This window comes from Streptomyces sp. NPDC003393 (assembly GCF_053589015.1).
Genome location: NZ_JBSFRB010000054.1, coordinates 26,430 through 50,858, shown reverse-complemented (window position 1 = coordinate 50,858; position 24,429 = coordinate 26,430). Strand labels below are relative to the sequence as shown.

The 24,429-nt window shown below is 72.7% G+C and carries 24 protein-coding genes; 12 read left to right on the top strand and 12 right to left on the bottom strand.

Annotated features, from left to right (window positions below; translation table 11 throughout):
• Positions 1–141, top strand: a 141-nt coding sequence (locus tag ACWDUZ_RS34600) for an L-histidine N(alpha)-methyltransferase (protein ID WP_451635785.1), incomplete at its 5' end; no start/stop codon positions are given.
• 20 nt (positions 142–161) lie between these two features.
• Here ACWDUZ_RS34600 and ACWDUZ_RS34595 read toward each other — a convergent pair.
• Positions 162–1,421 (bottom strand): extracellular solute-binding protein, encoded by a 1,260-nt coding sequence (locus tag ACWDUZ_RS34595; RefSeq protein WP_451635783.1) that lies wholly within the window; start codon positions 1,419–1,421, stop codon positions 162–164.
• Between the two features lie 305 nt (positions 1,422–1,726).
• On the opposite strand from ACWDUZ_RS34595, the gene ACWDUZ_RS34590 reads away from it, so the two are divergent.
• Complete coding sequence (locus ACWDUZ_RS34590) at positions 1,727–1,942, top strand: dodecin (RefSeq protein ID WP_451635782.1); 216 nt, start codon at positions 1,727–1,729, stop codon at positions 1,940–1,942.
• 36 nt (positions 1,943–1,978) lie between these two features.
• Here the strand turns inward: ACWDUZ_RS34590 and ACWDUZ_RS34585 are convergent, their stop codons facing one another.
• Complete coding sequence (locus tag ACWDUZ_RS34585; RefSeq protein WP_451635781.1) at positions 1,979–2,470, bottom strand: phosphatase domain-containing protein; 492 nt, start codon at positions 2,468–2,470, stop codon at positions 1,979–1,981.
• Positions 2,471–2,631: 161 nt separating this feature from the next.
• On the opposite strand from ACWDUZ_RS34585, the gene ACWDUZ_RS34580 reads away from it, so the two are divergent.
• Both ACWDUZ_RS34580 and ACWDUZ_RS34575 read left to right on the top strand, forming a co-directional pair.
• Entirely contained in the window at positions 2,632–2,874 is a 243-nt protein-coding gene (locus ACWDUZ_RS34580; protein WP_451635780.1) for a hypothetical protein, read from the top strand.
• 120 nt (positions 2,875–2,994) lie between these two features.
• A complete protein-coding gene (locus ACWDUZ_RS34575) occupies positions 2,995–4,011 on the top strand; it encodes an LLM class flavin-dependent oxidoreductase (protein WP_451635779.1) in 1,017 nt (338 codons plus the stop codon).
• 10 nt (positions 4,012–4,021) lie between these two features.
• Here the strand turns inward: ACWDUZ_RS34575 and ACWDUZ_RS34570 are convergent, their stop codons facing one another.
• On the bottom strand, positions 4,022–4,840 hold the full coding sequence (locus ACWDUZ_RS34570; RefSeq protein WP_451635778.1) for a transglutaminase domain-containing protein: 819 nt from the start codon (positions 4,838–4,840) through the stop codon (positions 4,022–4,024).
• Positions 4,841–5,009: 169 nt separating this feature from the next.
• Here ACWDUZ_RS34570 and ACWDUZ_RS34565 point away from each other — a divergent pair, with 169 nt between their 5' ends.
• Positions 5,010–7,349: an ATP-binding cassette domain-containing protein gene (locus ACWDUZ_RS34565; protein WP_451635777.1), complete on the top strand. Its 2,340-nt coding sequence runs from the start codon at positions 5,010–5,012 to the stop codon at positions 7,347–7,349.
• 434 nt (positions 7,350–7,783) lie between these two features.
• On the opposite strand, the gene ACWDUZ_RS34560 is transcribed toward ACWDUZ_RS34565, so the two are convergent.
• From ACWDUZ_RS34560 to ACWDUZ_RS34545, 4 genes are all read right to left on the bottom strand, one after another.
• Positions 7,784–8,812: a hypothetical protein gene (locus ACWDUZ_RS34560; RefSeq protein WP_451635776.1), complete on the bottom strand. Its 1,029-nt coding sequence runs from the start codon at positions 8,810–8,812 to the stop codon at positions 7,784–7,786.
• Positions 8,813–8,931: 119 nt separating this feature from the next.
• On the bottom strand, positions 8,932–9,681 hold the full coding sequence (locus tag ACWDUZ_RS34555) for a succinate dehydrogenase/fumarate reductase iron-sulfur subunit (RefSeq protein ID WP_451635775.1): 750 nt from the start codon (positions 9,679–9,681) through the stop codon (positions 8,932–8,934).
• Complete coding sequence (locus ACWDUZ_RS34550) at positions 9,678–11,627, bottom strand: fumarate reductase/succinate dehydrogenase flavoprotein subunit (RefSeq protein WP_451635774.1); 1,950 nt, start codon at positions 11,625–11,627, stop codon at positions 9,678–9,680. Before ACWDUZ_RS34550 ends, ACWDUZ_RS34555 begins: the two co-directional genes overlap by 4 nt.
• Position 11,628: 1 nt before the next feature.
• A complete protein-coding gene (locus tag ACWDUZ_RS34545) occupies positions 11,629–12,300 on the bottom strand; it encodes a succinate dehydrogenase (RefSeq protein WP_451635784.1) in 672 nt (223 codons plus the stop codon).
• A gap of 119 nt (positions 12,301–12,419) precedes the next feature.
• Here ACWDUZ_RS34545 and ACWDUZ_RS34540 point away from each other — a divergent pair, with 119 nt between their 5' ends.
• Positions 12,420–13,307 (top strand): LysR family transcriptional regulator, encoded by an 888-nt coding sequence (locus tag ACWDUZ_RS34540; protein ID WP_451635773.1) that lies wholly within the window; start codon positions 12,420–12,422, stop codon positions 13,305–13,307.
• Between the two features lie 21 nt (positions 13,308–13,328).
• Here ACWDUZ_RS34540 and ACWDUZ_RS34535 read toward each other — a convergent pair whose 3' ends face one another.
• A complete protein-coding gene (locus tag ACWDUZ_RS34535; protein WP_451635772.1) occupies positions 13,329–14,219 on the bottom strand; it encodes an NAD(P)H-binding protein in 891 nt (296 codons plus the stop codon).
• A gap of 164 nt (positions 14,220–14,383) precedes the next feature.
• Here ACWDUZ_RS34535 and ACWDUZ_RS34530 point away from each other — a divergent pair, with 164 nt between their 5' ends.
• Positions 14,384–15,334, top strand: a complete 951-nt coding sequence (locus ACWDUZ_RS34530) for a LysR family transcriptional regulator (RefSeq protein WP_451635771.1) — start codon at positions 14,384–14,386, stop codon at positions 15,332–15,334.
• Positions 15,335–15,358: 24 nt separating this feature from the next.
• On the opposite strand, the gene ACWDUZ_RS34525 is transcribed toward ACWDUZ_RS34530, so the two are convergent.
• From ACWDUZ_RS34525 to ACWDUZ_RS34515, 3 genes are all read right to left on the bottom strand, one after another.
• The gene (locus tag ACWDUZ_RS34525) at positions 15,359–17,500 is read right to left on the bottom strand and encodes a putative bifunctional diguanylate cyclase/phosphodiesterase (protein ID WP_451635770.1); all 2,142 of its coding nucleotides are present in this window, start codon (positions 17,498–17,500) and stop codon (positions 15,359–15,361) included.
• Positions 17,497–18,333: an SAM-dependent methyltransferase gene (locus tag ACWDUZ_RS34520; protein ID WP_451635769.1), complete on the bottom strand. Its 837-nt coding sequence runs from the start codon at positions 18,331–18,333 to the stop codon at positions 17,497–17,499. Before ACWDUZ_RS34520 ends, ACWDUZ_RS34525 begins: the two co-directional genes overlap by 4 nt.
• 362 nt (positions 18,334–18,695) lie before the next feature.
• The gene (locus ACWDUZ_RS34515; protein ID WP_451635768.1) at positions 18,696–19,655 is read right to left on the bottom strand and encodes an SCO0930 family lipoprotein; all 960 of its coding nucleotides are present in this window, start codon (positions 19,653–19,655) and stop codon (positions 18,696–18,698) included.
• A 748-nt stretch (positions 19,656–20,403) separates the two neighbouring features.
• On the opposite strand from ACWDUZ_RS34515, the gene ACWDUZ_RS34510 reads away from it, so the two are divergent.
• The 3 genes from ACWDUZ_RS34510 to ACWDUZ_RS34500 all read left to right on the top strand — a co-directional run bounded on the left by ACWDUZ_RS34510 (position 20,404) and on the right by ACWDUZ_RS34500 (position 22,093).
• Complete coding sequence (locus ACWDUZ_RS34510; RefSeq protein ID WP_451635767.1) at positions 20,404–20,532, top strand: hypothetical protein; 129 nt, start codon at positions 20,404–20,406, stop codon at positions 20,530–20,532.
• A 16-nt stretch (positions 20,533–20,548) separates the two neighbouring features.
• The gene (locus ACWDUZ_RS34505) at positions 20,549–21,313 is read left to right on the top strand and encodes a bestrophin-like domain (protein ID WP_451635766.1); all 765 of its coding nucleotides are present in this window, start codon (positions 20,549–20,551) and stop codon (positions 21,311–21,313) included.
• Positions 21,314–21,574: 261 nt separating this feature from the next.
• Positions 21,575–22,093 carry a hypothetical protein gene (locus ACWDUZ_RS34500; protein ID WP_451635765.1) on the top strand — a complete coding sequence of 173 codons (519 nt, stop codon included), beginning with the start codon at positions 21,575–21,577 and terminating at the stop codon, positions 22,091–22,093.
• Positions 22,094–22,178: 85 nt separating this feature from the next.
• Here the strand turns inward: ACWDUZ_RS34500 and ACWDUZ_RS34495 are convergent, their stop codons facing one another.
• Positions 22,179–22,655, bottom strand: coding sequence for a hypothetical protein (locus ACWDUZ_RS34495; RefSeq protein WP_451635764.1), 477 nt, complete (start codon positions 22,653–22,655; stop codon positions 22,179–22,181).
• Between the two features lie 326 nt (positions 22,656–22,981).
• Between ACWDUZ_RS34495 and ACWDUZ_RS34490 the strand changes: the two genes are divergently transcribed.
• Together ACWDUZ_RS34490 and ACWDUZ_RS34485 are read left to right on the top strand one after the other, a co-directional pair.
• On the top strand, positions 22,982–23,665 hold the full coding sequence (locus tag ACWDUZ_RS34490; RefSeq protein ID WP_451635763.1) for a class F sortase: 684 nt from the start codon (positions 22,982–22,984) through the stop codon (positions 23,663–23,665).
• Positions 23,666–23,918: 253 nt separating this feature from the next.
• Positions 23,919–24,398: a universal stress protein gene (locus ACWDUZ_RS34485; RefSeq protein WP_451635762.1), complete on the top strand. Its 480-nt coding sequence runs from the start codon at positions 23,919–23,921 to the stop codon at positions 24,396–24,398.
• Positions 24,399–24,429: the final 31 nt, after the last annotated feature.

The window sequence follows — 24,429 nt, the reverse complement described above, 5'->3', positions numbered from 1 at the left end:
GAGGAAACGCGCACCGAGGTGTCCGCGAAGTTCCGGCAGGAAGGGGTGCGAGGGGAACTGTCGGCCGCCGGGCTGGAGCTGACCGGCTGGTGGACCGACTCCGGGAACCGCTTCGCGCTGTCGCTGAGCATGGCGCGGTGACCTGACGCCGGTCCGGCGCATCAGCCCAGGCCGGGGGCCAGTTGTTCGGTGATGCGCCGGGAGGCCTGGCGGGCCGCCGCGTGCGGGTCGGCTCCCTCGAGCACCTTGGTCATGTAGTCCTTGATCGGGTTGTCGGCCTCGACGGCCGCCCACTGCGGCGTGTTGGGGGTCGCCCGGCCGTGCGCGGCGCCCGCCGCCATGGCGGCGACCGCCTCCTTGCCGGCGACGGCCGGGGCGAGCGTCGTCTTGTTGGGGACGTAGCTCATCGTGCGCGCCAGCTCGGTGTCCCACTTGGAGCCGGTCAGGGCCGCGACCACGGCGACGGCGGCGTCCCGGTCGTCGGTGTTCCTCGGTACGACGAAGTCGGAGCCCCCGGTGAAGACGGCTCCCGGCCGTCCGGCGGTCTTCCCGGGCACGGGGAAGAAGCCCAGCACGTCCTTGAGGGCGGGGTTCTTCTGCACGATGGCCTGGACGACCCCGGGCACGGCCACGATCTGCGCCACCTTTCCGCCCGCGAACACCTTGGCCTGCGGCGGGTGCTCCTCGTCGGCCTCGACCGGGCCGTTCCCGAGCGCCTGCAGCCGCCGGTAGAAGTCCATGCCGCGCAGGGCGGCCTGAGTGTCCAGGGCGCCCTTCCAGGTGTTGCCGGACTGCTTGGCGAGGTCGCCGCCCTCGTCCCAGATGAAGCCCGCCAGCGTGTACCAGTCCTGTCCGGCAAGGTAGATGCCCTGGTCGCCGCCGGAGTCGAGTTTCTCGGTGTCGGCGATCCACTCGTCGCGGGTGCGGGGCGGGGAGGTGATGCCCGCCTTCTCGAACAGGTCCTTGCGATAGATCACCACCCGGCTGGCGGCGTACCAGGGGATTCCGAACTGCGCGGTGTTGTCGAGCCCGGGCTCGGCGAGGCCGGGCAGCCAGTCCTGCATGCCCCAGTCCCGCATCGACTCCAGGGTCAGGTTGGTCAGCCGGCCGCCTTCCACGTACTGCGCGACCTGCGTGTTGCCGACCTCGATGACGTCGGGCCCGTCGTCCGACCTCGCCGAGAGCGCGGCCTGCACCTTGGGGCCGATGCCGGTCCACTGCTGGATACGGATGTCGAGGCGCAGATCCTCGTGGCCGCGTTCGAAGTCCTCGGTGAAGCGGCGCAGGAAGTCCTGCGACGCGCTGCCCTGCATCAGCCACACGGTCACGGTGTGCCGCCCGCCCCCTCCGCCGGGCAGCACGCCGCAGGCACTGACCAGGGAGGCGGAGGCGCAGACGAGGGCGAGAAGGCGACGTCTCACGAGGGGTCCTTTTCTGTCTGAGGACTTCTGTCTGTGGACAGGGCAGATCCCGACGTGGGGGGGCCGAGCAGGAGGCTCGCACGGGTGTGCTGGGATTTTGGTATGGACCAATACCCAGGTCAAGTGGCCGTCCGGTGACTGACCGCACATCTCGCGATTCGCCTCCGCATACGGCACGGTGGAGTGACGTGGAACACGTCCGTCACCGGCGTGTCACCGACGGGTGTGACGTCCCGACGTCCCCGGTCACCGTCACCGTCCTCGGCGCCCCGTATCCCGGCGCCGCCCGCGAGAGGAGCACCCGCATGACCAACCACATCTACCGCGTCACCGAGATCGTCGGCAGTTCGCACGAGGGGATCGACGACGCCATCCGCAATGCCGTCACCCGTGCCTCGCAGACCCTGCGCAACCTGGACTGGTTCGAGGTGACCCAGGTCAGGGGCCAGATCGAGAACGGGCAGATCGAGCACTACCAGGTGGGGCTCAAGCTCGGCTTCCGGATCGAGTCCGCGGACTGAGGCCATCCGGGTCGCCGCGGGCGGACCCGGCACCGCTCAGGTCCGCCCCTCACGCTCCTGTGCGATCTTCAGCTCGGCGGAGGGAGCCGCCCAGCGGGCGCGCAGGACGCGGAAACCCGCCCCTTCGGCGTCCGCGCACACCAGTTCGTCGTCGTCCACGAGGACGCGGATCTCTCGGGTGCGGGCGAGCCGGCGCAGGATCTCCAGCTTGGTGCGGCGGGCCGGCCTGCGGTCGTCGTCGCGGCGCATGTGCACGCGTCCCTCGGGCAGCCCATGAGCGGCCAGCCAGTCGAGGGTGTCCCGGCGGCACCGCTCGGGCCGCCCGGTGACGTAGACGATCTCGCATTCGCGCGCACTGTCCAGGACGAGCCGTACGCCCTCGGTGAGCGGCGGATCCTGGGGCGCCGCGGCGAAGAAGGCGTCCCAGTCACGGGGCCGCCGCTCCAGGAACCGCTGCCGGTGCGCCGTGTCGGCGAGGGTGTTGTCCAGGTCGAACACGGCGACGGGCCGCTCACTGCTCTCCTTCACACGCACAGCCTAGGTTCTGTCGTCGCATTCGGGCGCGCCCACCGGTTCGACGACAGGGCCTGTGGTGCGTGCCGCCGGACGGAGCGGACCGGCTGCCGTCCGCGTCCGGGACCGCGTACCGTCCGGATGCGGCGGCGGGCCCCGCGCCTGATGCTGGGAACATGTCCGGATCACTGCCCGTGACCGTGCACCCGCCCTCTCCGACGGGCGGCCGTCGCGTCCGTGTGGACGGCGAGATCCTCGGGCTGGCGTACAGCGTCGCGGATGTCGCCGAGTTTCTGCGCCGGGCCGGCCTCGAGGTCGACCCCGCGGAGGTCTCGGTGTCCCCGCTGATCGACTGGCGCGGCGGCGGCCCCGAGTACTGGGGTCCGGAGCCGGGCGGCATCTCCCCCGGCTCGGGCTGACCCCGCCGTTCCACGGCGCCGCACGGCTCGCCCCCGCCGGACTCCGCCGACCGCTCCACGGCACCGCTCGCCGTCGGCGGGGCCCGGGAATCACGGGCGCGCCCCCGCGTTGAACGAGGTGTGAGTTCCCTGATCGCGGCCACCCGCTTCTCCGTCCTGGACCGCTCCCGCACGCGTGAGGGCCACCCGCCCTCCGAGGCGCTGCGCGACACCGTGCGGCTCGCGCGGGAGGTGGAACGCCTCGGCTACCACCGGTTCTGGGTGTCGGAGCACCACGGTGTGCCCGGCGTCGCGGGGTCCGCGCCGACGGTGCTGGCCGCCGCCGTGGCGGCCGCGACCCGCACGATCCGGGTGGGCACGGGCGGCGTGATGCTGCCCAACCACCAGCCGCTGGTGGTGGCCGAACAGTTCGGTGTGCTGGAGTCGCTGTACCCAGGTCGCATCGACATGGGCCTCGGCCGTTCCGTCGGCTTCACCGACGGCGTCCGCAGGGCGCTGGGACGGGACAGGCACGCCGCGGAGGACTTCGCGGCGCAGCTGGCCGAACTGCTCGGCTGGTTCGAGGGCACCTCGCCCACAGGGGTGCGCGCTCGGCCCGCCGAGGGTCTGCGTGTGCCGCCGTTCGTGCTGGCGATGGGCGAAGGCGCCGCGATCGCGGCCCGCGCGGGCCTGCCCATGGTCATCGGCGACCTGCGCGACCGGGAGAAGATGCTGCGCGGCATCGAGCGGTACCGCGAGGCCTTCCGCCCCTCCGCCTGGGCTCGGGAGCCGTACGTCGTGATCTCCGGTACGGTCGCGGTGGCCGCCACGCCCGAGGACGCCCGCCGGCTCCTGCTCCCGGAGGCCTGGTCCATGACCCAGGCCCGCACCCGCGGCACGTTCCCGCCCCTGCCGTCCGCCGACCGTGTCGAGTCCCTGCCGATGACCGCCAGGGAACGCGGCTTCTACGACGCCGGTCTCACCGGTCACCTCGCGGGTACCGAGGAACAGGTCGCCGGGGAACTGGAGACGGTGCTGAAGGAGACGGACGCCCAGGAGGTCCTGCTCACCACCAGCACGTACGATCGCGACGCCCTGCTGGACTCCTACCGGCGGCTGGCACGCCTCTTCACCGCCGAGGAGGGAACCGGCCCGTAGTCCGGCGCCGTCACGCCCTGGATCGCCGGACGGATCCCGTCGGGCGGTGACGACCGAGGACGGGCTCGGCCAGCAGTCTCGCGGCCCCGCACAAGGTCTGGCCGTGCCGGGCGAAGAGTTCGTCCCGCGAGTCGAAGTGACCGAGGTCGGCGAGGATGTGGGCCGAGAGGTCGCACGGGGCGCCGGCGGCCGGGCAGACCGTCGAGCCGTCCCAGTCGATCGCCGTCCTGGCCAGCGCCTCGAAGAGCGTCTCGGGCCCGGCGTTGGTGAAGCCGCCCTCGCCATCACCCCTCAACTCGTCCAGGCCGCCGAAGAGTTCCGAGACGGCCAGCCACGGCGCGGTGGGGTGGAGCGTCGGCGAGAGTTGCTCGAGGCGGAACTCCGGCCACGCCAGCACCACCTGGTCCGGGACGATCCGACGCAGCCGGGGGAACCGCGGGTACCAGAAGGCACCGTCCACCAGCAGGCCGCGCACCCGTGTGGCGACCCCGGACGCCCGCGCGACGGACTCGAGCACGGCCAGCCGCTGGCTGCACGAGCCGCGGCCGCGGCGCAGCACCTCCGACACGGGCCGTTCGTCCTGCACCGAGTACACCGGTCGCACGGCGGCGGCTGTCGCCCTGTGGGCCCTGCGCAGTGCGGCGATCCGATCGCCGGGCCCGGAGCCTGCCGCCGAGCCCGCTGCCACGCCGGTCCGCCGGAGGAACGAGGCGACGCGCGGATGCCGCCAGTCGAGGATCCGTGTCGGGGCCGTACCGCCCACCGCCGTGCCCCCGCCGGGCCCGCCCGGGCGGGGGCAGCCTCGCGGCGTGAGAAGCCCACGCGTCATGACCACAGTCCCCTCGTCCAGCACACCGGATGGCAGGAGATATCGTGGCCCAGAAATTGAACATGTTCAACCATGAGGCCGGGGCCGCCTCGCGCCGTACGGGAGGGGGGTCCGCATACGATTGCGGCGTTTGCCCCTCGACCACCGCACCTCCGTACGGAGCGACCCCATGCACACCCCCCACGACCCGTACGTCCGTGTCCGCGGCGCCCGTGAGCACAATCTGCGCGGGGTGGACGTGGACATCCCGCGGGACGCCCTGGTGGTGTTCACCGGGGTGTCCGGGTCCGGGAAGTCGTCGCTGGCGTTCGGGACGGTATACGCGGAGGCGCAGCGGCGGTACTTCGAGTCGGTGGCGCCGTACGCGCGCCGGCTGATCCACCAGGTGGGGGCGCCGAAGGTCGAGGAGATCAGCGGGCTGCCGCCCGCGGTGTCGCTGGAGCAGCGGCGGTCGGCGCCGACCTCGCGATCCTCCGTGGGGACGGTGACCAACCTCTCCAACTCCCTGCGCATGCTGTTCTCGCGGGCCGGTGACTACCCGCCCGGCGCCGAACGGCTGGACTCGGACGCCTTCTCGCCGAACACGGCCGCCGGGGCCTGCCCGGAGTGCCACGGCCTGGGGCGGGTGCACCGTACGGCGGAGGAACTGCTGGTACCGGACCCCTCGCTGTCGATCCGCGAGGGGGCCATCGCCGCCTGGCCGGGTGCCTGGCAGGGCAAGAACCTCCGGGACATCCTGGACGCGCTCGGGTACGACGTGGACCGGCCCTGGCGCGAACTGCCCGCCGAACAGCGGGAGTGGATCCTGTTCACGGACGAGCAGCCGGTGGTGACCGTGCATCCGGTGCGGGAGGCCGACCGGATCCAGCGGCCCTACCAGGGCACGTACATGAGCGCCCACCGGTATGTGATGAAGACGTTCGCCGATTCGAAGAGTGCGACGCTGCGGGCGAAGGCGGAGCGCTTCCTCGTCTCGGCCCCCTGCCCGGTCTGCGGTGGCGGCAGACTGCGGCCGGAGGCGCTGGCCGTCACGTTCGCCGGGCGCACCATCGCCGAGCTGGCCGCGCTGCCGCTGCGCGAGCTGGCCGGACTGCTTCAGGGCACCTCGGAGGCCGCCCGCGTCCTCACCGAGGATCTCAAGTCCCGTATCGCACCCGTCGTGGAGCTCGGGCTCGGCTATCTCAGTCTGGACCGGGCCGCGCCCACCCTGTCGGCCGGCGAGCTCCAGCGGCTGCGCCTGGCCACCCAGCTGCGCTCCGGGCTGTTCGGTGTGGTGTACGTCCTCGACGAGCCGTCGGCGGGGCTGCACCCGGCCGACACCGAGGCCCTGCTGACGGTGTTGCGGCGGTTGAAGGCCGCGGGCAACTCGGTGTTCGTGGTGGAGCACCATCTGGACGTGGTGCGCGGCGCCGACTGGGTGGTGGACGTGGGGCCACGGGCCGGGGAGCACGGCGGCCGGGTGCTGCACAGCGGGCCCGTGGCCGAGCTGGCGGGGGTGGCCGAGTCGGCCACGGCGCGCCACCTGTTCGGCGGGGACGGCGCGCCGGTGCGCCGGGGCCGGCCGCCGCGCGGCCAGCTGAAGGCCGGGCCGGTCACCCGGCACAACCTGCGCGGAGTGACGGCCGAGTTCCCGCTCGGGGCGTTCACCGCGGTCACCGGTGTGTCCGGTTCCGGCAAGTCCACGCTCGTCGAGGCGATCACGGAGGACCTGGCGGGGGTCGGGCGGCTGGTCCGCGTGGACCAGAAGCCGATCGGGCGTACCCCGCGCTCCAACCTGGCCACCTACACCGGGCTGTTCGACGTCGTACGGAAGGTGTTCGCGGACACCGACGCGGCCCGCGAGCTCGGTCACGGGGTCGGGCGGTTCTCCTTCAATGTGGCCGGCGGCCGGTGCGAGACCTGCCAGGGCGAGGGTTTCGTCAGCGTGGAGCTGCTGTTCCTGCCGAGCACCTACGCCCCGTGCCCGGACTGCGGCGGGGCGCGGTACAACCCCGAGACGCTCCGCGTGACGTACCGCGGGCGGAACATCGCCCAGGTGCTGGACATGACGGTGGAGGACGCGGCGGAGTTCTTCGCCGACAGCCAGGCCGCGGCCCGCAGCCTGGCTGCCCTGCTCGACGTGGGACTCGGCTATCTGCGCCTGGGCCAGCCCGCGACCGAGCTGTCCGGCGGCGAGGCCCAGCGCATCAAGCTGGCCAGTGAACTCCAGCGCGGGCGCCGCGATCACACCCTCTACCTCCTGGACGAACCGACGACCGGTCTGCACCCGGCCGATGTCGAGGTGTTGATGCGGCAGCTGCACGGGCTGGTCGACGCCGGGCACACCGTGATCGTCGTCGAGCACGACATGTCCGTGGTCGCGGGCGCCGACTGGGTCGTGGACCTGGGACCGGGCGGCGGCGACGCGGGCGGCCGGATCGTGGCGGCGGGACCGCCGGCCCACGTTGCCCGGGCGGAGGGAAGCGCCACGGCGCCCTATCTGGCGCGGGCACTGCGGCAAAGTCAGTAGTTCCTCGGTAACAGCGCCCTCCTGGCTTCGGTGCTCCCCCGTACCGCCCCAGGACGAGCGTCTCGATGCACCTGCCCCGTCCGCCGAGGCGAGGACCCGCCACGTGGGCGGCGGCCGCCCTGACCGCGGCCGCCCTGCTGTCCGCCCCGCTGCCCGCGGGCTCGGGAGCTGATGGGGTCGCCGGGAGCCTGAAGGGGGTTGCGGAAGGCCACCGCGCCGCTCCCCGTGATCACGCGACCGTGGCCGCGCAGGCCCGCACCGATCCTTCCTGCGCGGGCGGCTTGGGCGGCGACGGCCGGGGTGCGCCGGGTCGGGTGGGTGCCGGGTTCGACGGCGGGCCGTACGGGAGCCGTCCACCTCGCCGTCGGGCCGCGGGTCGTCGCGACCCGCCGCCGCGGCGTGCGCGGGAACGCCGAACGGCGGGTCGGGGACGGTCAGCGTGCCTGGGTCACGCACCCGGCGAGCAACCGCCCGGCCTCCTCCCGCTCCAGCACGCGCTCCAGGACCAGGCCGCCGGTCATGTGCGGGAAGAACCGGCCGGCGGGCCAGCTGCGCTGGTAGGACGGCTCGTCGAGGACGAGCAGCCGTACGCCGTCCACGACGGGGATGTCCGAGGGGGTGCCCTCGTTCCAGACCCACTCCCCGCTCGGCGCGACGAGGTCGAAGGAGCCGGTGGTGGGTACCTGCCCGGGCTGGTCCCGGCAGACGGCCGCCTCCGCGGCGGACGGGGCGTGGCCCGGTATGTGGCCGCCGCCGACGAGGACGTCGGCGAGCAGGGTGTGCAGCTGGAAGTTGTCCCCGAGGCCGCCCATGCGGAGCGCGTAGCCGGTTCCGGTGGGGCGGTGCAGGACGACCAGCGGTTCGTCGTCCAGCACGAGCAGGGCGTACACCAGGCACTTGAAGTCGTGCCCGGAGGCCTCCTCCACCGGGCGTACGGCCGTCAGCAGCCGGTCGCGCAGGGCGTCGCCGAGTGTGGTGCGCACCTCGGGGCGGTTCAGCATCGCGACGGACGCCATCTCCCACTGGGGCAGCGTCCACCAGCCCTGGGCCGCCTCCCGGCCGACCCGCTCGACGACGGCCGGGTCCGGGTCGCCGGGGTCCGGCTCGGGGAAGTCCCCTCCCCCGGTCGCCGCCCAGCGCTCGCAGAACTCGCCGGCGTCGGCCAGGACGCCGGCGAGCCCGTCGAAGACGTACGACGCGCAGCGCCGCGCGTCCGCTCCCCGCTCCACGCAGGCGCCGACGACCACGGCGATCACGCCGCGCGGTCCCGGCGGGACCTCGGACAGCAGCGCGGCCAGGCGCGGGCCCGCCGCCGCGATCTCCTCGTCGCCCGCCCGCTGGAAGTGCCGGTGAATCTCCTGGAACGCATGCGTGGACCGGTCACCGTCCCGGTCGAGCACCGCGGCCTCGAACGCCGTGACGGCGTCGAGGAACCGCTCCCTCCCCTTGTTGCCGAAGATCATGCGCGCACTTTACTGGCGCCCACCGACAACGGGCCCGGAGGCCCCGGAGGCGGTGCCTGGCGGGACCGGGGTTGAGCACCACGCCCGGTCCCGCCCGTCCGCACCCTGTCGGCGAACGCCTATCGTTTGGCGGCCTTGCGGGTCGCCCGCAGCCACTCCTTGTTCATGCTGGTGATGGACATCAGCGGGATGCCCTTGGGGCAGGCGGTGGCGCACTCCCCGGTCAGGGTGCAGCCGCCGAAGCCCTCCTCGTCCATCTGCGCGACCATGTCCAGCACACGGGTCTCCCGCTCGGGTGCGCCCTGCGGCAGCACGTTGAGGTGGTTGATCTTGGCGGAGGTGAAGAGCATCGCGGCGCCGTTCGGGCAGGCCGCGACGCAGGCCCCGCAGCCGATGCACTCCGCGTGCTCGAAGGCGAAGTCGGCGTCCGCCTTCGGCACCGGTGTCGCGTGGGCCTCCGGTGCGGAACCGGTCGGCGCGGTGATGTAGCCGCCGGCCTGGATGATCCGGTCGAAGGCCGAGCGGTCCACGACCAGGTCCTTCACCACCGGGAACGCGGCGGCCCGCCACGGTTCGATGTCGATGGTGTCGCCGTCCTGGAAGGACCGCATGTGCAGCTGGCAGGTGGTGGTGCGCTCGGGCCCGTGGGCGTCGCCGTTGATGACGAGGCTGCACGCGCCGCAGATGCCCTCGCGGCAGTCGTGGTCGAAGGCGACCGGCTCCTCGCCGGAGACGATGAGCTGTTCGTTGAGGACGTCCAGCATCTCCAGGAAGGACATGTCGGGCGATATGCCGTCCACCTCGTAGGTGGACATGGCGCCGTCGGCGTCGGCGTTCTTCTGCCGCCAGACGCGCAGGGTGAGCTTCATGCGTAGCTCCGCTGGGTGGGGTGGACGTACTCGAAGACCAGGTCTTCCTTGTGCAGGGTCGGGGCTTCGCCCGTACCCGCGAACTCCCAGGCGGCCGCGTAGCCGAACTCGTCGTCCTTGCGGGCGGCCTCGCCGTCGGGGGTCTGCGACTCCTCGCGGAAGTGGCCGCCGCAGGACTCGGAGCGGTGCAGCGCGTCGAGGCACATGAGCTCGGCGAGCTCCAGGTAGTCGACGATGCGGTTGGCCTTCTCCAGGGACTGGTTGAGTTCCTCGCCGGTGCCGGGCACCTTGATGCGCCGCCAGAACTCCTCGCGGATCTGCGGGATCCGGTCGAGCGCCTTGCGCAGGCCCTCGTCGGTGCGGGCCATGCCGCAGAACTCCCACATGAGTTCGCCGAGTTCGCGGTGGAAGGAGTCCGGGGTGCGGTCGCCGTCGACGGACAGCAGCAGGTTCAGCCGGTCCTCGGTCTCGGCCAGCACCTCCTGCACCACCGGGTGACCGGCGGTCACCTCGTCCTTGTGCGGGTTGCGGGCCAGGTAGTCGTTGATGGTGGCCGGCAGCACGAAGTAGCCGTCGGCCAGGCCCTGCATCAGCGCGGAGGCGCCCAGGCGGTTGGCGCCGTGGTCGGAGAAGTTGGCCTCGCCGACGGCGAACAGGCCGGGGATCGTGGTCTGCAGGTCGTAGTCGACCCACAGGCCTCCCATCGTGTAGTGCACGGCGGGATAGATCCGCATGGGAACCTCGTACGGGTTCTCCGCGGTGATCCGCTCGTACATGTCGAAGAGGTTGCCGTACTTCTCCTCGACCTTCTTCCTGCCCATCCGCTTGATCGCGTCGGCGAAGTCCAGGTAGACGCCCTGGCCGCCGGGGCCGACGCCGCGGCCCTCGTCGCAGACGTTCTTCGCGGCGCGGGAGGCGATGTCGCGGGGCACCAGGTTGCCGAAGGAGGGGTAGATGCGCTCCAGGTAGTAGTCGCGCTCGTCCTCGGGGATCTGGTTCGGCGGGCGGGTGTCGCCCTTGGCCTTGGGCACCCAGATACGGCCGTCGTTGCGCAGCGACTCGCTCATCAGCGTCAGCTTGGACTGGTGGTCGCCGGTGCGCGGGATGCAGGTGGGGTGGATCTGGGTGAAGCAGGGGTTGGCGAACCAGGCGCCCCGCCGGTGCGCCCGCCAGACGGCGGTCGCGTTGGAGTTCATGGCGTTGGTCGACAGGTAGAAGACGTTGCCGTAGCCGCCGGAGGCGAGGACGACCGCGTCCGCGAAGTAGGTGTCGATCTTCCCGGTGATCAGGTCGCGCGCCACGATGCCGCGGGCCCGGCCGTCCACGACGATCAGGTCGAGCATCTCGGTGCGCGGGTGCATCTCGATGTTCCCGGCGGCGATCTGCCGCGACAGCGCCTGGTAGGCACCGAGCAGCAGCTGCTGGCCCGTCTGGCCGCGCGCGTAGAAGGTGCGGGAGACCTGGACGCCGCCGAAGGAGCGGGTGTCGAGCAGGCCGCCGTACTCACGGGCGAACGGCACGCCCTGGGCCACGCACTGGTCGATGATCTCCACGGAGATCTGGGCCAGGCGGTGCACGTTGGACTCGCGGGAGCGGAAGTCGCCGCCCTTGACCGTGTCGTAGAACAGGCGGTAGATCGAGTCGCCGTCGTTGCGGTAGTTCTTGGCCGCGTTGATGCCGCCCTGCGCGGCGATGGAGTGGGCGCGGCGCGGGGAGTCCTGGTAACAGAACTGGACGACGCGGTAGCCCTGTTCGGCGAGGGTGGCGCCCGCGGAGCCGCCCGCGAGGCCGGTGCCGACGACGATGACCGTCTGCTTGCGGCGGTTGGCCGGGTTGACCAGCTTCGCCTCGAACCGGCGCTTGTCCCAGCGCTCGTTGATCGGGCCGGCCGGGGCCTTGGTGTCGGCGACCGGCTCACCGGTCGTGTACTCGACGTAGGAGGTCATGTCAGCTCACCAATCCGGTCATGACGCCCACGGGAATGGAGATGAAGCCGGCCGTGAGCAGCAGTGCGAGAACGTTGGCGGTGGCCTTCAGGGCGCGGTCGCGAGCGCGGCTGCCGACGCCGAGGGTCTGGGCCGCGCTCCAGAAGCCGTGCCGGATGTGCAGGCCGAGAGCCAGCATCGCGACGATGTAGATCACGTTGCCGTACCAGGTCGAGAAGGTGTCGACGATGTTCTCGTACGGGTGGGCGTCCTCGAAGCCGCCGGGGTGCACGGTGCCGGTGGTCAGGTCGAGGATGTGCCAGACGATGAACAGCCCGAGGATGACCCCGCCCCAGCGCATGGTGCGTGTGGCGTAGGTCGCCCGCGGCTTCTTGTGCACGTACTTGCTGGGCCGGGCCCCGATGTCGCGCCGGCTGAGCTGGTAAGCGGAAACGGCGTGGGCCACGACGGCGACCACCAGCACGGCACGCGTCAGCCAGATCGTCCACATGTGGTGCATGAACGGCTGGCCGAGGTTGCGGAGCCAGACGGCGTAGTCGTCGATCTCCTGGAGCCCGAAGAACACCTTCAGGTTGCCGTACAGATGGACGACCAGATACAGCAGCATGATTACGCCGCTGACCGCCATCACCGTCTTCTTGCCGACGGTCGAGTCCCACACGGTGCGCGCCATGGACGGCCGTCGGTCCGTCCGCGTTGCCAGAGCCATGGGCATGACGCTAGGGCCGAAGAGCCTCATCGGTCCAAGACATGGTGCGGCTTGTTTCGATAGGAGCTGGCTATGATGGCCTGGTGCAGTTCCAGCAGCTCCAGTACTTCGTGGCCGTCGCCGAGACCCGGCACTTCACCCGGGCGGCCGACCTGGTGCACGTCGCGCAGCCCTCGCTCTCCCAGCAGATCAAGGCGCTGGAGCGGGAGCTGGGCGCGGACCTGTTCCTGCGGGCGCGCGGCAACATCACCCTCACCGACGCGGGCGAGGCCCTGCTGCCACTGGCCCGGCGCATCCTCGCCGACGCGGACACCGCCCGGCACGAGGTACTGGAGCTGGTGCAGCTGCGCCGCGGCCGGGTACGGCTCGGGGCGACCCCGAGTCTGTGCACGGGCCTGCTGCCGGATGTGCTGCGCGCCTTCCACGACCGCTACCCGGGCATCCGGCTGCTGGTCGAGGAAGGCGGCTCGCACGACCTGGTACGGGAACTGGCCCGCGGCGCCCTCGACCTCGCCCTGGTGGTCCTGCCGCTGCCCACGCCGTCCCCCGCGCTGACCACAGTGGAGCTGCTGCGCGAGGACCTGGTGGTGGTGTCCTCACCGGAGGCGCCCGTGCCGGGCGGTTCGGAACGGGGGCCGGTGCGCATCGCGGACCTGGAGGGCGAGCGCCTGGTGATGTTCCGCCACGGCTACGACCTGCGGGAGCTGACCGTGGCCGCGTGCCGGGCGGAGGGCTTCGAGCCGGAGTTCGCGGTCGAGGGCGGGGAGATGGACGCCGTGCTGGGCTTCGTACGGGCCGGTCTCGGCGTCGCCGTGGTGCCGCACATGATCGCCACCCGCTCCGGGCAGGGACTCCGCGTCACCCCGCTGACCCGTCCCGGCCTGTACCGCACGATCGCCCTGGCGCACCGCAGCGACGTGGCCCCGCCACGCGCCGCCCGGGAGCTTCAGCGGATGCTGCTGGAGCGGTGACCCGGTGCCGCCTCCGGACGATCAGTCGAGGAGGGCCGGCTCCAGCACCTCCGCGCACCACCGGCTGAAGCCGGTGGGCGCGGTGTCGGGAGTGCTCGGCTGGGAGACGCCGTAGAAGCCCTGCTCCTCGAGGGCCCGCGCCATGTCGGCCAGGCCCTGCGCCCAGGCCTCGCTCGCCCCGGACCGCAGCACGGCCGCCCGGTACTCCGCGACGCTGACGCGCTGCATGCGCACCGGCCGCCGGAGGACGTCGGAGAGGACCCGCGCCATGCCCTCGGGGGTCAGCGCGTCGGGTCCGGCCAGCGGGACGTCGCCGCGCCCGGTCCAGGAGGCGTCGAGCAGCAGCCGGGCCGCCGTGGCGGCGATGTCGCGGGTGGCGCAGGTGCGCACCACGCGGTCCTCGGGCGCGGCCAGCCGGAAGACTCCCTGGTCACGGATGGAGCCGACCTGGCCCAGCAGGTTCTCCATCAGGAACGGCGGGCACAGCGCACGGTAGTGCACTCCGGTGGCAGCGATCCGGTCGTCCATGGCCAGCGACGCCGAGATCTGGCCGGCGTTCCTCGCGACGCCGCGCCCCAGCGTGGAGACGGCGACGACCCGTCGCACGCCCTGGGCGTCGATCGCCTTGCACAGCGCCTGGGTGAAGGTGTGGAAGTGTTCCTCCACGCCGGCCGCGCCGGGGGTCGGGGGGACGAGCCAGAACACCTGGTCGGCACCCTCGCATGCGGCGGCGAGCAGCTCGGGGTCGGCGTGCGAGCCCTGGAACACCTCGACGCGGCTCCGCGCCCGCGGCGCCAGACGTTCCGGGTCGCGGGCGATCACCCGGACCCGCCCGGCGGTGTCCGGGGCGTCGAGCAGTCGGTCGAGGAGCCCGCGGCCGATCTGGCCGGTCGGGGTGGTCACTACGATCACGGAGGTCTCCAGAGTCGGGAGGTCACAAAGGGAACGCAACGCGTCGGTGGATCGATGGATCGACGCGTCGACGTATCGATCCTGCGGTCCGGGCGGCCGTGACTGAAGGATCGATCCGCTCCCGGTCGTTACCCTGGAGGTAATGCCGATCTCAGGGGGATCATGTGGAGTCCCGCCCGCTGCGCTACTTCGTCGCCGTCGCCGAGGAGCTCAACTTCGCCCGCGCCGCCGAACGGCTGGGCATCTCACCGCCGCCCCTGTCCCGGGCGATCCGCCGGTTGGAGACGGAGCTCGGCGTCACGGTGTTCGAGCGGACCACCCACAGCGTCGCGCTGACCCGGGCGGGCGAGGTGCTGCTGGCGGAGGCGCGGATCGCGCTGGACGCGCTGGAGGCGGCCGGACACCGGGCACGGCGTGCGGCAGCCCCGGACGGCGCCCTGGTCCTGGCGGTGAAGGCCGACGGTGACGCCGGTCTGCTGGAGCCGGTCCTCGAGCGCTATGCGGCCGACCCGGCCGCGGTCCCGGTCACGGTCCGGCTGTGTGCGTGGCAGGAGTCGCCCCGGCTGCTGCGCCGCGGCGAGGCCGACGTCGCCCTGGTCCACGAGCCGTTCGACCGCACCGGCCTGGACAGCGAGACGCTGGCCGTCGAGCCGCGCGTCGCGGCGGTGGCCGCGAACGATCCGCTTGCCGCCCGCGACCGCCTCGCCCTCGAGGACCTGGGGCTGCGTCCCGGGGAGCTGCACCGGTTCGCCGACGGCGGGCGGCGCCGGGGCCGCGACCTCGCCCAACTGCTCACGCTGGTCGGCCTCGGCGAGGCGATCAGCCTGCTGCCCGCCTCCGTGGCCGACCGCTATCCGCGCCCCGGGGTCGTCTACCGCCCCGTCGACGACGCGCCGCCCGCGGTCGTGGCGATCGCCTGGCCGCAGCAGTCCCGTTCGCGGGCCACGGCCGCGCTCGTCCGGGCGGCCGTCGCGGTCTCCGACGACGCCCGCGGCCTGCCCCTGGGCGCACGGGGACAGACCGAGGTACACGGGCAGGCCGGCGGCGCACACGGGCAGGCCGAGGGCGCACTCGGACGGCCACGGCCCGAGGGAGCGCCGTTCGCGCGCCCGTGACGGCCGGCCGGTCGTGTCCGAGGGTCAGCCCGTCGCGTCCGCCAGGGCCAGTTCGTGCAGGCGGTCCGGTGGGCCCGGGCGGGCGTAGTACCAGCCCTGGGCGGTGTCGCAGCCCAGGATGCGCAGCTGTTCGGCCTGGGCGCCGGTCTCCACGCCCTCCACCGTGACGGCGAGGTCCAGGCTGTGGGCCAGCGCCACGATGCCCTCGACGATCTTGAGGTCGACAGGGTCGGCCGGGAACTGCTGCATGCTTTGGGTGAAGGAGCGGTCCAGCTTCAGCACACTCACCGGCAGCCGGCGCAGGTTGGCCAGGTTGGAGTAGCCGGTGCCGAAGTCGTCCAGGGCGATGTCGACACCCATCTCGGCCAGCCGGCGCAGCGGTTTGAGCAGGTCGTCGTCCGCGCCGATGAGCGCCGACTCGGTCACCTCCAGGCACAGCGCGTCGGGGGCCACGCCGGCGCGTTCCAGGATGTCGACGGTGTCCTGGACGAGACCGGGGTGCGTGAGCTGGCAGGGCGAGAGGTTGACGTTGATGCGCAACGCGCCCTCGGTCCCCTCGCCGTAGCGCTCGCGCCACTCGCGGGCCTGCCGCACCGACTGCTCCATCACCCAGCGGCCCAGCGGCACGATCAGCCCGGTGTGCTCGGCGAGCGGGATGAACCGGTCCGGTCCGAGCACACCGTGCTGCGGGTGCAGCCAGCGCACCAGCGCCTCGGCGCCGCGCACGCTGCCGTCGCCGAGGCGCACCAGCGGCTGGTACTCGATGAAGAACTCGCCCCGGTCCAGGGCGGTCGGCAGCGCCGTGGTCAGCCCGTGCCGGGTGATGGCGCGGGCGTCGGCCTCGGGGTCGGCCAGCTCGAAGCGGTTGCCGCCCGCCGACTTGGCCCGGTACATGGTGATGTCGGCGCTGCGCAGCACCTCCGCCGCGCTGCGCTCCCCCACGGGGCCCTCGACGACGCCGATGCTGCCGCGCACCGTCAGCTCGCGGCCGTCGATGCGGATGGGCGCCACGAGCGCGTTCATGATGCGGGCGGCGAGTTCGTCGACCTCGCGCTCGGTGTCGGGTCCGGTGGTCAGCGCCACGAACTCGTCGCCGCCGAGCCGGGCGACCATCTCGCCGGGCGCGGTGGCGCACGCCTGCAACCGGTCGGCGACCTCCACCAGCAGCCGGTCGCCGGCCGCGTGCCCGAGGCTGTCGTTGATGGTCTTGAAGCCGTCCAGGTCGAGGTAGCACAGGCCGAAGCGGTGACCGTCGCCGGCGTTCAGCACCTTCTCCAGGCGCTCGAAGAACAGGGTGCGGTTGGGCAGTCCGGTCAGCGCGTCGTGCGTGGCCTCGTAGCGCAGCCGCAGGTTGAGCAGCCGCCGCTCGGTGGTGTCCTCCATGAGGGCCAGCTGGTACTGGGGGTTGCCGTCGGGGTCGCGGAGCAGGGAGACGGTGAGGTTGGTCCACAGGACGGTGCCGTCGGGCCGGTAGAAGGCCTTCTCCACGTGGTAGTGCTCGCGCTCGCCGCGCACCAGCTCCTCGTACAGCCGCCAGACCTGCGGGGCGTCCTCGGCGTGCGTCCAGTCCCGGACGTTGCGCAGCCGCAGGCTCTGCTCGGATCCGCCGAACATGCGCAGCAGCGCGCCGTTGACCTGGAGGACGTTGCCCTCGAGGTCGGCGATGCCGATGCCTATCGCCGCGCCTTCGAACACCGCCCGGAAGCGGGCCTCGCTGGTGTGCAGCGCCTGCGCGACCACGCCCTGGGCGCGCAGCGCGGCTTGGGCGATCGCCTCCTGCTCGGCGAGCGTGCGTTCGCGCAGGGCCCGCGCGAACCCGGCCGCCATGGCGTGCTGGAGCCGCGCGCAGCGGGCCCGCAGGTCCTCCCGGTCTCCGCCCTCGCCGCAGTAGAGCACCAGATAGGCGTCCACGCAGTCCAGGGTGTGGCTGAGTGCCTCCGGGGCGGTGCAGTGGGCGTCGACCAGCGCGGCGCCGACCGCCTCGCCCTCACCGGCGTCGAAGGCCCTGGCCCGCAGTGCCCGGCTCAACCTGTCGGCCAGCGGCAGGAGTTGCTCCTCGAACTCCGGGCGGGTCAGCGACGTGGAGGTCACCGGGAAGACCGCCCGGCTCCAGATCGTCGTCAACCGGCGCAGTCTGCCCTCCGGCCCGTCCGGTTCCGCGCTCACGCCGTACGCCCGCCTGTAGACCCGCCGGCACGCCCCACGCCGGCGAATCCGGAGAAGGCATAAGGATCCTCGTCCTCCGGCGCCGTCTCGGGCCGCCAGAGGGGCATCGGCACCAGTCCGGGTTCCACCATGTCGTACCCCTCGAAGAACCGCGCGATCTCCTCGCGCGAGCGCATGATCAGCGGATTGCGGATGTCCTCGTACACGTCGACCGCGCCCTCGCTCCGCTCCGGCGGCAGGGGGATTCCCTCGTACGAGGCGTGCGTGAGCACGAGCAGGCTGCCGGGTGCGAGCGCGTCGCGCAGCTCGGCGACCGCACCGTAGGGGTCGTCCGTGTCTTCCACGAAGTGCAGTATGGCAACGAGAAGCAGCGCCACTGGCCGATTCAGGTCGATCAGCCGTCGCAATCGGGGGCTCGCGAGGATTTCCTGGGGCTTGCGCAGGTCGGCCGCGACCACGTCGGCGTCGTCGTTGTCCGCCAGGACGGCCTCGCTGTGGGTGACCGCCACCGGGTCGTGGTCGACGTACACGACATGGCTGCCGGGGTGGGCGGCCTGGGCGACCTCGTGGACGTTGCCGAAGGTGGGGATGCCCGAGCCGATGTCCAGGAACTGGGTGATGCCCTGGTCCAGCGCGTTGCGGACGGCACGTCGCATGAACGCCCGGTTCGCCTGCATGATCTTGGGCAGCCCCGGCATGAACTCCATGGCCTTGCGAGCGGCTTCCCGGTCGACCTCGAAATTGTGCGAACCGCCCAGGTAGTGGTCGTAGATGCGAGCGACGCTCGGTACCGAGATGTCGATGCTCCGGGGGGCCCAGGCGGGACGCTCCATCTTCTCTCCACAACGTAGGCGATCCGGTGTTCGAGCTGAGGCTACTGATCGCCCGCCAACGGGGCGAGCGGAAACGGAAATTGACCATCCGTTCCCGGTCACCACCTGCGCTCACACCCCCTGTACCGTGCCCGGATCACGGTGGGTTGCGCCGATGTGCGGGCATCGCGAACGGTTCTCGCCGACGGGGTGGATCCGGGCCGGAACACGACGAACCGCCCCCTCCGTGCGGTGCGGAGGGGGCGGTCCGGTCGGTGGCGCGCCGGGATGTGTCTGCGCGTCCGGCACTTCGCTGTGTTCGTGTCATCCCTCCCTTCCGTGTACGGCACCGTCGGGGGGTGATCGACCTGGGGAGGTGATCTCTACTTGGGCGCGCCGACCGGCTTTCCGTCGGGGGACACGGCGTACCAGGTGCCGCCGACTCCCTGACCGTTGACGTCCCCGGGCACCTTGTCCCCGGAGAAGGTGTAGATCGGCCAGCAGTTCACGGTCATCTGCTTGACCCCGTCCGGCCGGGTGAAGCCCATCAGGCCCTTCTTCTTGACACCCTTGGTGTCGTCGGCGGCCACCGGGGCGACGGCGGGCCACTTCTCCAGGCAGGCGCCGGTGCACGCGGACACCGACTTCGGCCACGCCTTGTCCTTGAGGAAGCGGTAGACCGTCATGCCGTTCCTGTCGACGACGACGTTCCCGAGTTCGGTCTTCTTCACGGACAGGCCGGGCAGGTCGGACAGGGAGGCCTTCTTGCCGTTGGGTGCCATGGCGTACCACTTGCCGCCCACGCCCTGGCCGTTGGTCTCGCCGGCCTCGGTGTCCTTGACGTAGCGGTAGGCCGGCCAGCCGGCGACGGTCAGCTGCTTGGTGCCGTCGGCGCGGGTGACCTCGCCCAGCAGGGCCTTGTCGATGCCGGCGCCGGCGGTCGCGTCGTCGGCGGGGACCGGCGGCCAGGCCTTGAGGCAGTCGGCGTCGCAGTTGGACTTGGGGGGCTGGGCCGTGTCCTGGTCGAAGCGGTAGAGGGTCATGCCGGCGCTGTCCGTCAGTACCTTGCCCAGTTCGGCGTTGTCGGAGACGGCCAGTCGGCCGGCGGCCGCGGCCGCCCCGGCGGCGCCCTGCTGCCCGTCCGCGCCGTAGCCGTTGCCCGAGCCGACCTGGGAGCCCGTGCCGGTGCCCGAACCGGAGCCGCCGAATCCGCCGGCCGGGGCGGTCGCCCCCACGTTCTGGCTGCCCGCCGCGGGGCCGCCGTCCTGACCGCACGCCGTCGTCAGCGCCAGTACGGCCGCTGCCGTCGCCACGAGCGATGCGCTCCGCCAGGAGGTGTTCATCGTCAACTCCACATGATTCCAAGGGTGTTGCAGCGCCCTGCTGCGCCGCCGCACGACACTGGTTACGCATGCGGGTGGCGGTTGTGTTCAACCGGGACACGAATTTCTTCCCGGGACGGGTGACCCGTGGGCCGCGAACGCGAGCCTGCCTGCGGCGGGACGTACGGGTGTGCGTGACCGTCGCGGCGTGGCGCCGGGCCGCCCAAACCCGCGCTCACGTCGTTTCCCCTCTTCGGGGCAATCCTCCAGGTCCGCGGCGTGCCCCGGCCCGGCGCGGCTCATGATCTCCGTCGTGCATCGACCGAAACCGGCCCGAGCGGGCCTGACCTTGCGGGTGTTGGCGCCGGTGGCCCTGGCGTGGACGTGCGTGGGCGTGCCGGCCGCACCGGCCGCGGCCGACGCGTGCGCCTACGCCTCCACGGGCCCGGACGGCACGGTCGCGGTGTCGGTGGCCGGCGGCGACTTCTGGCCGCCGCTCCCACCCTGCGGGGAGCCCGCACCGCCGCCCTCGCCCAGCCCGACCCCCACACCCACCCCGCCGCCTCCGCCCCCTGACCCGCCCCCGCCGCCGAAGCCCACCCCCCGGCCGACGCCCGCGAGACCGAGACCCACCCCGCCGCCGGAACCGACGCCACCGCCCGTACGGCCCGCCCCCGCGCCGCCGGCGCGCCCGGCGCCGCCACCCCCGCCGCCACCGCCGGCCCCCGCCCCGAGGCCCGAGCCCCGCCCCCGTCCCTCGGCGAAGCCGGTGACCTACCCGCGCTACCACCCGCGGCCGCACCGGGCCACGCCCCGGCACGGGCCGTCACCCCTCACCTACGTCCTGCTCGTCGCGGTGCCCGCGCTGGCCGCCGTCGCCGCGCTCCGTCCGCGCTGATCCCTGGAGGAACCTGTTGTCGGAATGGCTTGTTCTCGTCCTGGCCATGCTGGCCGCCTGTGCCGTGGTCGTCGTCATCACGTTCGTACGGCACCGCACGGCGGCCGAGGACGACGATCCCAGCGAGACCCCGGACGTCATCGAGTACATGACGATGTGGATCGGCGTGGTGTACGCCATCGTGCTGGGCCTGGCCATCGCCGGGGTCTGGGAGGCGCGCGGCGCCGCCCAGGACCACGTCCAGGCGGAGGCCCAGGCCCTGCACGAGATCTCCGAGCGCGTCCGGGTCTACCCGCCGGACGTCCGCGACCGCATCCGCGGTGACGTCGACGCCTATGTCGGACACGTCGTCACCACCGAGTGGAGGACGATGGCGGACCATGGCCGGGTCACCCCGCGGGGGGACCAGCTGCTCGACAGGATCCGCGCGGACGTCACCGACTACCGTCCGGCCTCGGACTTCGAGGCGCAGGCCTACCAGCCGCTCGTCGACCAGGTGACGGCGGCCGACCAGGCACGCACCGCACGCGCCGACTCGACCGGCGCGACGATGCCGGGCGTGGTCTGGTTCGGGCTGGTCGCCGGGGCCGTGGTCACCGTCGGCATGGTGTTCGCGCTCCAGATCCGGCGCACGACCCGTGAGCTGATCCTGGCCGGGCTGTTCTCCGCCCTGATCGCCTTCATGCTCTTCTTGATCTGGGACTTCGACGCGCCCTACAGCAGAGGGGTCGCGGCGTCGACGGCGCCCTTCCTCGACCTGTTCCCGCACATCGGCGGCTGACGGGTCCTCACCGTGGGACGCGTCCCACGGAGCCTGACATTCCTTCATCCCGGTCGGGTCGCCTGACGGCGGCCCGACACGGCCGTCCCGTCCCCCGCCCGCCGCAGCGCCGTCCCCTGTGCGGCCCACACGGTTGCCCCGTTCGCCCGAGTGCGATCGCGCCGGAGTGCACATGTTCCTAGCGTTTCGATCACCGAGGTGCATTTCCGGCACATGCGGAAGAGGTCCGCGGCTGCTCCTCGGGGACCCGGAGGATCCATCATGCGCGTAATACGCGTCGTCTCGGCCGTACTGCTGGGTGTCGGCGCCCTCACCTTCTCCGCCCCCGCCGCCCTGGCCAGTGGCGGCGACGGCAACTCCTACGGCAGCGAGGACCGCTCCTACGGCGACAGCCGCTCGGATGACGGCGGAGGCTACGGCTCGGACGGCGGGGGCAGCCGCTCCCGCGGTGGTGGTTACGGCGACTCCGACGACGGCGGCGGATACGGCGACGAAGACCGCGGCGGTGGCGGCGGTGGCGGCGGATACGGCGACGAAGACCGCGGCGGTGGCGGCGGATACGGCGACGAAGACCGCGGCGGTGGTGGATACGGCGACGAAGACCGCGGTGGCGGCGGGAAGCCGGAGCACTTCCGCCACGGCGTCCGCGCGGGCGAGGGAGGCGCCATCGCCGGCTTCGACCTCAAGGAGATCGGCATGGGCACCGCGCTCGTCGCGGGCTCCGTCGGCGCGGCCTACTACCTCTCGCGCCGCCGCACCGGAGAGGAGGGCGTGGCCTGACCCGGCACAGGACACCCGGCACGGCGCGGATCCGGCCTCCGCACGGGCGGGTGCCGGATCCGCGGCGAGGGCGGCGGTGCCGCCGTCAGACGCGCTTGCCGAAGCGTCCGCGCATCCAGAAGAGGCCGCCCACGAGAGCGCCGGCCCCCATCAGCCCGCCGCCGATGGCGATGTCGGCCTTGGTGGCGCCGCCGGTGGTCGTGGTGCCGTCGGCGCCGTCGCGGGCGCGGCCGGCGGCGGTGCGCACCGCCGGGTGGGCCGGAGCGCGGCCGTCGCAGCGGACCGCGACGCCGGGCGTGACGGCAGGCGCGTGCGGACCAGGGGCAGCGACGGAACCCGCCGTGCCGGCGGCCCTGTCGGCCGTACCCGTCGGCATCGCGTCGAACGCCCGCCACGCCGTCCGCCCGCCACCGCGGCAGGGGTGGGCCGTGACGGCGTCGTGCCCCGGCCCGGCCGCCGCGTCGGCGTGACGGGTGCCGCCGCCCCGCTCCACGGCCGTGGGGGCGGCCGTGCCGACGGTGGCGACGACGGCGACCAGGACCGCCAGGGGGATACGAGTCATGCGCATGGGATCCTCCGCGGAAGGCGCCCCGGGACACGTACCCGGTCGATCGGCGAGACAGCACCTCCCCGACACACCGTCAGATGTCTTGCCCATGAGCGCATTTCGAGTGTGGTCCGTCCTGGTGAGCGGCGGTCCGGGGGCACATCGCCCCGGCGGACGTCGTCGCAGGTCATGGGCTGTGGCCGGGCGCGCGCCCGGAACGACCCGGACGGCGCACCGTGATGTCGGGACGCCACCCGTTCGCTTCCGTCCCGTCGCCCGCCGCGCGCGCGGGATCTAGCGTTCCGGTGAGGGCGGGGCGGCGGCCACGTTCGAGAGGGGCGATGTCAGTGAGCAAGCTGACCGATACCGAGGAGGAGCGGGGCCCGGAGGCCAAGCGCGTCCCCTGGGGTGCGATGGTGCTCGCTCTGCTCACCGGAATCGCCATGATCCGCAGTGGTTCGGGGGAGTTCGAAGCCGGTCCGCCGCAGCCCGCGACCGCCGTCGCGCCGGACGGCGGTCACGGCTCCGGCGCCTCACCCGCGCCCGGGTCCGGGGCGCCTCGGCCGCTGCCGTACTCGGTGCCCGACCGGGTGCGGATCCCGCTGATCCGGGTCGACGCGCCCGTCACGCCGGTCGGCGTGGACGCGGACGGCTGGGTGGCCGCGCCGCCGCCGGACGACCCGAACCTGGCCGGCTGGTTCAGCGGCGCCGTCACGCCCGGGGAAAAGGGGACCGCGGTGATCGACGGCCATGTGGACAACAGTGACGGCCCGGCGGTGTTCTACGGGCTCGGCTCCCTGAGGAAGGGCAACCACATCGACATCCACCGGAGGGACGGGAGGACGGCGGTCTTCGAGGTGTACGGGGTGGAAGTGTTCCAGAAGGCCGACTTCCCGGGGGATCGCGTGTACGGCTCGAAGGGCACACCGGAACTGCGGGTCATCACCTGCGGCGGCGGTTACACCCAGCAGAACGGATACGCGGGAAACGTCGTCGTCTTCGCCCGCCTGCTCCAGGTCCGCTGAACGCCCCGCACGGCGCCGTAGCCCGGCCGACGACATGACCCTCGTCGGCCATGCGCGCGAGCAACTGATCCTTCCGCATGACTGATCAGTGACCACACGACTGCCGCCGACCCGGTATGACGACATGATTGCACCCGCGTGGCCGAGTCCGCGCGGGCGCCGGCCGGTCGGCCCTGGAGAGGCGTGATCGCCGATCACATCGGGGGCGTCCCGGACCTCGGCCGGAACGGCTGCTTCCGATAGCCTCGCAGGTGTGACGGAACAGCACGAGGAGCGCGAGCGGCACGCGCAGGGGTTCGAGCGGGGCACGGACGGACCGAAGGTGATCGTGGCCGGGGTGGACGGCTCGGACTCCTCGATGCGGGCGGCCGCGTACGCCGCCGGTCTCGCCCGGCGCCAGCGCGCCCTGCTGGCCCTCGTGTACGTGCAGCCGGTGATGTCGACCGGGGCGGCGCTGGGGGCTCCGGTGGCCGAGACGACCGACGAGATCGCCGAGGACCTGGTGGCGCAGATCCGGGAGGCCTCCGAGCGGCTGAAGGGGATATTCGAGGTCCGCTGGGAGTTCCACACCTTCCGCGGCGATCCGTACAACGGCCTGGTGAAGGCCGCTGACGAGCTGAAGGCCGACGCGGTGGTCGTCGGCGCGTCCGAGAAGGCCGGCCATCGGATCATCGGCTCGGTGGCGGTCCGGCTGGTCAAGGCGGGACGCTGGCCGGTCACGGTGGTGCCGTAGCGTCCGCGCGCGCCGGTCGCGGCGGCGTGGC